The 7,263-nt window shown below is 66.8% G+C and carries 6 protein-coding genes and 2 pseudogenes; 5 read left to right on the forward strand and 3 right to left on the reverse strand.

The features are described from left to right. Positions 1-422 (reverse strand): 2-dehydropantoate 2-reductase N-terminal domain-containing protein (locus tag ACFE99_RS20185; RefSeq protein ID WP_375488191.1); only part of this gene is annotated, 422 nt, incomplete at its 3' end. 107 nt (positions 423-529) lie between these two features. Here ACFE99_RS20185 and aspS point away from each other — a divergent pair. Together aspS and ACFE99_RS20195 are read left to right on the forward strand one after the other, a co-directional pair. Next, positions 530-2,308, forward strand: coding sequence for an aspartate--tRNA ligase (gene aspS / locus ACFE99_RS20190; protein ID WP_375488192.1), 1,779 nt, complete (start codon positions 530-532; stop codon positions 2,306-2,308). A gap of 47 nt (positions 2,309-2,355) precedes the next feature. Then, a complete protein-coding gene (locus ACFE99_RS20195; RefSeq protein WP_375488195.1) occupies positions 2,356-2,793 on the forward strand; it encodes a nitroreductase family deazaflavin-dependent oxidoreductase in 438 nt (145 codons plus the stop codon). Here the strand turns inward: ACFE99_RS20195 and ACFE99_RS20200 are convergent. Further along, positions 2,790-3,249, reverse strand: a pseudogene (locus ACFE99_RS20200) (transglycosylase family protein). The gene ACFE99_RS20195 and the pseudogene ACFE99_RS20200 overlap by 4 nt on opposite strands. 110 nt (positions 3,250-3,359) lie before the next feature. Here ACFE99_RS20200 and ACFE99_RS20205 point away from each other — a divergent pair. Next, positions 3,360-3,914: pseudogene (locus ACFE99_RS20205) on the forward strand (aromatic acid exporter family protein); the annotation flags it as partial. Positions 3,915-4,140: 226 nt separating this feature from the next. On the opposite strand, the gene ACFE99_RS20210 reads toward ACFE99_RS20205, so the two are convergent. Further along, on the reverse strand, positions 4,141-4,551 hold the full coding sequence (locus tag ACFE99_RS20210; protein WP_375488193.1) for an MmcQ/YjbR family DNA-binding protein: 411 nt from the start codon (positions 4,549-4,551) through the stop codon (positions 4,141-4,143). Positions 4,552-4,692: 141 nt separating this feature from the next. Between ACFE99_RS20210 and ACFE99_RS20215 the strand changes: the two genes are divergently transcribed. Further along, on the forward strand, positions 4,693-5,970 hold the full coding sequence (locus ACFE99_RS20215; protein ID WP_375488196.1) for a DUF1800 domain-containing protein: 1,278 nt from the start codon (positions 4,693-4,695) through the stop codon (positions 5,968-5,970). Positions 5,971-5,975: 5 nt separating this feature from the next. Then, positions 5,976-7,160, forward strand: a complete 1,185-nt coding sequence (locus ACFE99_RS20220) for a DUF1501 domain-containing protein (protein ID WP_375488194.1) — start codon at positions 5,976-5,978, stop codon at positions 7,158-7,160. Positions 7,161-7,263 lie beyond the last annotated feature (103 nt).

Here is a 7,263-nt window from a genome sequence, read left to right on the forward strand (position 1 = left end):
CTGCGCAACCACACCCAGCCGTCCGCCTGGGTTTCGGCGCTGAACCAGACGATGCCGGGCACGACGGCCGACGACGGGCAGTGCGGCGCCCCCTGCTCGACCTGCTCAATGCCGTTTTGCAGCACGGCGACGACGGTGTGTTCGTCGCACAGCCGGGCCAGCCAGCGACCGGCGTCACCGTTGTGCGTGGCTTTTACCGCTAGCACCACAACGTCGACGGCAGCCGTGATCTCGCGCGGATCGGTGTGCACCGGCCCGGGCACGATGATGGCATCCGCACCGTCGTTGCGCACTTCGATGTGTTCACGAGCGGTGCGCCCGCACAGCAGCACCGGATGACCGGCGGCGTGCAGTTGCGCCGCGACCGTCGCACCGACGGCACCCGGACCGACAACCGCAATCTGTGTAGCGATATCACCCAAGTTAGCGGGTGTGCTGCCCCTCTAGACTGGTCGGTGCTTGTCGCGTGGCGACCCGCTGCGCCCGGCTTCGCCGCGCTTGCGATCGCCACGGCATCCGACGTTAGGGAGTGTTTGTGCTGCGCAGTCACGCCGCCGGTGCGTTGCGCGCCGGCGAGGCCGGGCAGAAGGTCACCTTGGCCGGCTGGGTGGCGCGTCGCCGCGACCACGGCGGGGTGATCTTCATCGATCTGCGCGACGCTTCGGGGGTGTCGCAGGTGGTGTTTCGCGCCCCGGACGTCCTAGAGCAGGCCCACCGGCTGCGCGCGGAGTTCTGCGTGGCCGTCGACGGTTTGGTCGAAATCCGCCCGGAGGGCAACGAAAACCCCGAGCTGGCCACCGGAGAGATCGAGGTCAACGCGACCTCGCTGACCGTGCTGGGAGAAAGCGCGCCGCTGCCGTTTCAGCTTGACGAGCCCGCCGGTGAGGAACTGCGCCTGAAATACCGCTACCTCGACTTGCGCCGCGACGGCCCGGGTTCGGCAATTCGGTTGCGCTCCAAGGTAAACGCCGCTGCCCGAGAGGTGCTGGCCAGGCATGACTTCGTCGAGATCGAGACACCGACGCTGACCCGTTCGACACCCGAGGGGGCCCGCGATTTCCTGGTGCCGGCGCGGTTGCAGCCGGGAACCTTCTATGCGCTGCCGCAGAGCCCGCAGTTGTTCAAGCAGCTGCTGATGGTCGCGGGGATGGAGCGCTACTACCAGATCGCCCGCTGCTACCGCGACGAAGATTTCCGCGCCGACCGCCAGCCGGAGTTCACCCAGCTCGACATGGAGATGAGCTTCGTCGACGCCGACGACGTCATCACGATCTCCGAAGAAATCCTGGTCGCGTTGTGGGCGCTGATCGGCTACCAGGTGCCGACGCCGATCCCGCGGATCAGCTATGCCGAAGCGATGCGTCGCTTCGGCTCCGACAAGCCAGACATGCGGTTCGGCCTCGAACTCGTCGAATGCACAGAGTTCTTCGCGGACACGCCTTTTCGCGTGTTCCAGGCGCCGTATGTGGGTGCGGTGGTGATGCCGGGCGGGGCGTCGCAGCCACGTCGGACGCTGGACGGTTGGCAGGACTGGGCCAAGCAGCGCGGGCACAAAGGGCTGGCTTATGTGCTCGTCGGCGAGGACGGCACGCTGAGCGGTCCGGTGGCCAAGAACCTCTCGGACGCCGAACGTGCCGGATTGGCGGCCCACGTCGGCGCTCAGCCCGGCGACTGCGTCTTCTTCTCGGCCGGCCCGCCGAAGTCGTCGCGGGCCTTGTTGGGCGCGGCGCGCAGCGAAATAGCCACGCGGCTGGGCGTGATCGACCCGCAAGCGTGGGCGTTCGTCTGGGTGGTCGACCCGCCGATGTTCGAGCCCGCCGAGGAGGCCGCCGCGCACGGTGACGTCGCCCTCGGCGGCGCCTGGGCGGCGGTGCACCACGCGTTCACCGCGCCCAAGCCGGAGTCGGTGGACAGCATCGAATCCGATCCGGGTGCGGTGCTGGCCGACGCCTACGACATTGTCTGCAACGGGCACGAAATCGGTGGCGGCTCGATCCGTATCCACCGCCGCGACATCCAAGAGCGGGTGTTCGCGGTGATGGGGCTCGACAAAGCGCAAGCCGAAGAGAAGTTCGGATTTTTGTTGGAGGCGTTCACATTTGGCGCACCGCCGCACGGCGGTATCGCGTTCGGCTGGGACCGCATCACGGCGTTGCTGACCGGCATGGATTCGATCCGGGAGGTGATCGCGTTCCCCAAGACCGGCGGTGGGATCGATCCGCTCACCGACGCGCCGGCCCCGATCACCCCGCAACAGCGCAAGGAATCCGGGATCGACGTCATCCCCGAGCGCCGAGATCGACGCTAGAGCGGGCTGAACGGAATAACGCCCAGGCTGAGCAGGTTGTCGTGGGCATGACCCCACAGATGCCCGATGCCGAAACGATCAAGGCGTTCAACAAGCCCATCGTCGACGAATTCCGCACCAACGGCGGAAAGGTCGGCGGCCAGTTCGAGGGCGCCAACCTGCTGTTGCTCACCACAACCGGCGCCAAGTCCGGCCAGCCGCGGTTGACGCCGCTGGCCTATCTGCGCATCGACGGCAAGCTGGTCATCATCGGCTCATTTGCCGGCGCCGACGTCAATCCCGCTTGGGTGCACAATCTGCGGGCCAACCCGCACGCGCACGTCGAGATCGGCACCGAGTCCTTCGACGCGATCGCCCGCGAACTGCCGCCAGACGAACGAGACGCCATATTCTCCAAAGTCACCGCTGCGGCACCGGGATTCGCCGACTATCAGGCCAAGACGACTCGGGTGATCCCGCTTTTCGAACTGCAGCCGGTGAATTAGCCGCCGCCGATCACGGGCTGATCACGTCCGTCAATAGCATGGTCAAGCCCTGTGCGGGCCGAGCGATCAGTGCGGAATCGCTTTCGACCACAGCTTTCTGAGGGTGGATTGGACCGGATGCCGGATCGCAGGACATTGACCACTTCGGTCGGAAACAGGGCTTGATTGGGGCCGCACTTGGGCCAAGCCTCAGTTCCCTGGGTCGCCAGCACCCGTTCGGCCACCGCGATCTGCTGCTCTCGCGGCGCGTCCGCCGGTGAGCCGACGCCGCCATTGGCATCCCACGTCGACTGCTTGAATTGCAGGCCACCGTATTTCCCGTTGCCGGTGTCGGCGTGCCAGTCACTGCCCGACTCGCATTTCGGCGACGGCGTCCCAATCGACAATGTCTGCGTATGCCATGGCGGTGGCCGGATCGACCAATAACGAGATCCCGACGACGATGACGGCGGCAATTGATGTAACAATCCGAGAATGGCTCGAGTTTCTGAAGTTATCTATGTTGCCGTTGTTATTGATGTTGTTTGACTGCTGGGGCCGGAGCCGCGCCGTGGTAAGCAAGCGTGATGAGCACTTGGCTGGCAACTCAGGCTCAGGCTGCTGGCCGTGCTGCCCTGCAACGGCTGCGTCCGGCGCTGTGGCCGATCACCCAGACGTCAGTCGCCGCCGGCCTGGCGTGGTATCTCACCCACGATCCGCTGGGCCATCCCCAGCCGTTCTTCGCCCCGATCGCCGCGGTGGTGTGCTTGTCGGCAACCAACGTGCTACGCGGCCAACGCGCCGTCCAGATGATCATCAGGGTAACGCTGGGCATCGGGCTGGGCGCCGCGGTGCAGGCCCTGTTGGGGACGGGCCGGATCGCCATCTCGGTCGCGGTGTTTATCGCGTTGTGCATTGCGGTGTTGATCGGGCGCGGTTTCATCGCACAGGGACTGATGTTCGTCAACCAAACGGCGATCTCGGCTGTGCTGGTGTTGGTGTCCGCGCGCAGCGGGATGGTCTCGGAACGCCTCTTCGACACGCTGATCGGTGGTGGCATCGCCATCGTGGTGGGCACCCTGTTGTTCCCGGTCGATCCGTTGATCCTGTTGCGTGGCGCCCGTGGCGGCATGTTGCCTGCATCTGTCGCGCGTCGTCACGCCCCATCTCGCGGCTCGCCTCGGGCACCCCATGCACGCCGCGATCAGCGAACTAGCCGCCGGCGCAACCGCCGTCGACACCGACCGCGCCGCAGCGGCCGCCCGCGGCCGCGCACCGCCATGCTTGCGACATGCAGGCAGCCGCGCACAACACAGCTGAAATGACACTGGCCGCCGTCGACCTGTGTCGACGACATGCAACAGGTCCTCAACCTCGGTGGGGCGCTGGTCGGTTCGCCTCACCAAGGAACTCTTTGACCAGCTGTCTAGGAGCCTGCGTCAACCACGCCTCGGTGATCAGCTCGCGCAATTCTGCAACCGTGATCCGCTCGAGTTTGACCAGCACCGCTGGGTAGCCGTCGAAATGCGGGGTGGTGAAATACACCCCCGGCGCATCGGCGACCAACGCGAACTTGACGCCTTCGTCGGCCACTCGCACGCCCAGGATGTCGCCGGCCGGCACGTCCAAGCCGCGCGCGACCAGCGCCTCGCGGTCCGACTTGCGCAGCGGCCGCTCCCACACCATGAGCTTTTTGCCGACGCGCCAGTCATGCGGCGACGGCTCTGCCGTGAGTGGCAACTCCTCGACGATTCGGGCGACGTCCTCCCACGTGGCCACCTCTCGATTGTGCTCCGCGCCGCGGGGATGTGGCCGCAAATCACCCCGCGACACCGCAGCCGCCGGTTACAGCGAATTCTCAGCTACATCGCGGATAGTTAACCCGTGGCTCAGTCCGAGCGGTGGATCGGCACGGCGCGCATGCTGCGGCGGGCCGGATTCGGGGTGAGCGGCCCGCAAGTCGACGCGGTGGCCGCCGGGGACTGGTCGTCCTATGTCGACAAGGCTCTCGGCTCGAACGCCGTCGCCGATCCGGGCGCGGTGGCGACCCCGATCCCGACGTTTCCTTTGCAGTCGCGACCAGGCAAAGACGCGGCGGTGGCCGAGCGAAAGCAGTACAACCGCCAACTATCCGAGCAGATGTCGGAGCTCTCGCGGTGGTGGCTGCGCCGCATGGTCGCCGTCCAGCAGCCTATCCACGAAAAGCTAACGCTTTTGTGGCACAACCACTTTGCCACGTCGGCGCAGAAAGTCCGGATCGCCGGCTACATGGCGGCGCAAAACCAGAAGCTGCGCAGCTTGGCGCTCGGTGATTTTCGGGCCCTGGCCTATGCGATGCTGACCGACGCCGCGATGCTGCGCTGGCTGGACGGGCAGACCAACACCGCCAAGGCCGCCAACGAGAACCTCGCCCGCGAATTCATGGAACTGTTCGCGCTCGGCCACGGCAACGGCTACACCGAGGCCGACGTGCGGGCCGGCGCTCGCGCGCTGACCGGATGGGTCATCGAGAAAAACGGCGACACGACGATGCTGCGCAGACGCCACGACGGCAGCGCCAAGACCATCTTGGGTGCCACGGGCAACTTCGACGCGGCGGGTTTCTGCGACACCGTGCTGGCCCAACCCAACTCGCCGCGATACGTCGCCGGACGACTCTGGCAGCAGTTGGCCTCCGACGACCCGCCGCCAGCCTCGACGCTCGACAGGCTGGTCAGCGCATACGGCCCCGGCCGGGATCTGCGGGCGCTGACCCGGGCGATCCTCACCGACGACGAATTCACCGGCGGCCGCGCCGCCGTCGTGAACACTCCGGTCGAGTGGTTGGTGGGAGTAATCGCTACACTGCGGGTTGCTCTGGACCCACCGAAACGGCTGACGGCTCTCGACGCAACGTTGAAAGCGCTGGGGCAGCGGCCATTTTACCCACCTGACGTGGGCGGCTGGCCGCGGGGGCGGGTGTGGCTGTCGACCGCCAGCGCTGGGTTGCGGTTGCGCGCCGCAACCAATTTGGCGCGTGCCGGCGACCTGTCGACCATCGAAAGCGCCTCTGCGGGGGAGCGTGTGGACGCCGTAGGCTATCTCATCGGTGTCGGCGCATGGTCAGACCGGACCGTTACCGCGCTCAAGCCGCTGGCGCGCAACCCTGTTCAGCTGGTCGCTGCCGCTGTCAATACACCCGAGTACCTGACGTCCTAGCGAGATTGCCGATGTTGAATCGCCGCAAGTTTTTGATCGCCAGCGCCGGTGTCGGTGCGGCCGGCCTGCTGTCCGGCACCGCCGCGATCACCTGGAACGACTTGCGGCGCGCCGCACATGACCGCCCGCTGGCCGAGGGGAGCGGGATCCTGGTGATCGTGACGCTTTACGGCGGAAACGACGGCATCAACACCGTCATTCCGTACGCGGACAACGCCTACCACGACGCCCGCCCCGAACTCGCCTACGCACCAGGCGATGTGCTGCACCTGGACGAGCAGCTGGGACTCAACCCGGCGCTGAAGGGGTTGACCCAGGCGTGGCGAGACAAGAAATTGGCCGTCGTGCGCGGCGTGAGCTATCCCCAGCCCGACCATAGCCACTTCCGGTCGATGGACATCTGGCAGACCGCTTCGCCCGCCGAACCGGTGGCGACCGGGTGGATCGGGCGCTGGCTGGACGCCACCGGTGAGGATCCGCTGCGCGCCGTCAACATCGGGTCGGTGCTGCCGCCGCTGGCCGTCGGCGAAAAATGCACGGCCGCAGCACTATCCCCGACAGCTGCAACCGAATCAGCGAAGTGGTCCACCCAGACGATGGACGCGCTGGGCGTCGACGACCCCGACGACACACCGGCCATGTCCGCGGTGTGTGCCGCCTACCGCGCCGCTCGTACGGCCGACACGACGTTGGGCAAGGTCACGGCCTCCGGCAAGAAAGGGTTGGCCGCCCAACTCGCCATGGTGGCGGCTGCTGTGCGGGCCCGGGTGCCGACACAGGTGTACACCGTGGCGCTGGGCGGGTTCGACACCCACGCCGACGAACGGGAAACCCAGCAGCGCCTGCTGCAGACCTTCGACGACGCGCTGACTCCGTTTCTCGCCGAGATGGCCGCCGATCGCTACGGCAAGAACGTCGTGGTGCTGGCGTACTCGGAATTCGGCCGCCGGGTGGCCGCCAACGCATCCCAGGGCACCGACCACGGCACCGCCGGGCCGGTGTTCGTCGCGGGAGCACCGGTCAAGGGCGGCTTCTACGGCGACGAGCCCAGCCTGACCGACCTCGACAACGGCGACTTGAAAGCCACCAGCGATTTCCGCGACGTCTACTACGAACTGCTGTCGACGACGCTGCGCGCCGACCCCACACCCTCCGTCGGCATCGGCCGCCGGCCGCTGGGCTTTCTGTAGCCGCGGCTAAGCCCCGGTCTGGCTGCTCGCCGGGTGACGGAGCCAGTAACGCCGCGTCGCGTAGATCTACGGGTGGTTGGGCAGGTCGATGTGGTGCAGACCG

It is taken from the genome of uncultured Mycobacterium sp. (assembly GCF_964249325.1).
Classification (GTDB): Bacteria; Actinomycetota; Actinomycetes; order Mycobacteriales; family Mycobacteriaceae; genus Mycobacterium.